Here is a 1,689-nt window from a genome sequence, read left to right as displayed (position 1 = left end):
AAGCTGACCGGGCAGCTGGTGTCGTTGACCGTCGTCGCGGTCGACACGCCGCCCTGGTGGATCAGCACCACCACGGCCTGAACGCCGGCCGCCTTCAGCGACTTCGCATGGCTGTTGATGGTGGCCGACTCTTCGAGGAAGCTCAGGCCGCTGATGCCGGTGCCGGCGACCAGCTCGGTGGTGCCCTTGAGCGTCAGGCCGATGAAGCCCACCGCCACCGGGCCGAAGCGCTTGATGGCGGTGGCCGGCAGCAGCGGCATGCTGCTCGCCTGGTCGACCACGTTGGCCGCCAGGTACTTGTACTTGGCGCCGCTGAAGCTGCCGCCGGTGGCGGACCAGGTGCCGGTGGCGGCGTCCATGAAGCAGGTGTCGGCCCCGACCGTGCCTTGCGCGCCGGAGACCGGGAAGCAGCCGCCGTTCTGCTTGCGCAGCAGTTCGGCCCGGCCGTAGTCGAACTCGTGGTTGCCGACCGAGGTGATCTCCAGCCCGATGCGGTTCAGCACATCCACCGAGGCTTCGTCGTGCGTCGCCGACGAGACGAAGGGCGAGGCGCCCGTCATGTCGCCTGCGCCCACCACGACGCTGTTGGGGCCCTTGGCGCGTAGCGCCTTGATGGCGGTGGCCACGTAGGCCGCGCCGCCCACGTTGACCTTGGTGCCCGCGGCATGGGCCGGGTCGGGCAGGGTCACCGTGCCGCCGTTGGTGGCGGCCGGCGCGGTGATGGCGCCGTGGAAGTCGTTCATCGCCACCAGCTTGATGCTGAAGGTCTTGGCGGCGAGTGCGTCGAGCAGCTGGTCGTGCTCGTTGCCGGGCGTGTTGCCTGAAGCGGCGACCAGCGCGCCGGCGAGGAAGTCGCTCACCGAGGCGGGAATGCTGACCCCGTTGGCCACCAGTTCGTCCTTCACCGCGGCCTGGGCGGCGGAGACCGCGGCGGTGCTGAGCTTGGCTCCTGCGGTGGCGTCGAAGCCCGCGAACCAGGCCACGGTGTCCGCCGAGAACTTGCCCACCAGGGCTTCCGTCAGCGGCGTGATGTTCGCCGTGGCGGTGCTGCCGCTGCCCGTGGCCAGCGAGTGCAGCTTGCCGAGCGTGCCCGCATCGGCCTCCAGCACGCAGGGCAGCTTGCCGTTGAAGGCGGCGGAATAGCCGCCGTCGGCGCGGGTGGTGGCAGTGCCCTGGCTGCCGTCGGCGCAGCGCACGGCGACCGTGGCATTCGCCAGCGCGCTACCGGTGGCCGCGGTGCCGGAAATGGTCAGCGAAGCGGCGGGCTCGCCCGGGGACGACGGCCCATCATCGCCACCACAGGCGCTCAGGCCTGCGCACACCGAGGCCAGCAGACACAGCCGCAGGCGGCTTGAGAAACGACGGTACGACACGGGCAGGCCCTCCTTGAAAGTTCGCGATCTTGGCTGCGCAGCATGGCGCGCAGGTGACAGGCACGCCTCGCAAGATGCGCGCCTCGCATTTCAGCTTTCCGCATCAAGAAAACATCGTTTCGTATTGTGGAAAAACAGTGATGCCTTGCTGCGCTCATTCTTCCAGATGGAAGAAGTCGATTTCACATCCAGAAATAGAAGGATCAAATCATTGATTTCATTGAAGATTATTTTTAGTCTTATATAAGACACAAGTCTTCCGGAAGAGACGGCCGGCTCCTATTCTTGAAGCCATCAAGTCCTCGTTTTTCCACAC

At 66.5% G+C, this 1,689-nt stretch carries 1 protein-coding gene; it reads right to left on the bottom strand.

Annotation, left to right across the window (positions count from 1 at the left end; genetic code table 11):
- Window positions 1-1,373: metallophosphoesterase family protein (locus AC1D15_RS30830; protein ID WP_477829028.1), on the bottom strand; the 1,373-nt coding region annotated here is incomplete at its 3' end.
- Window positions 1,374-1,689: the final 316 nt, after the last annotated feature.

Source organism: Rhizobacter sp. P2_H2, assembly GCF_056403375.1.
Note: the sequence above shows the minus strand (reverse complement) of the source record. Positions and strands in the feature narration are given on the sequence as shown.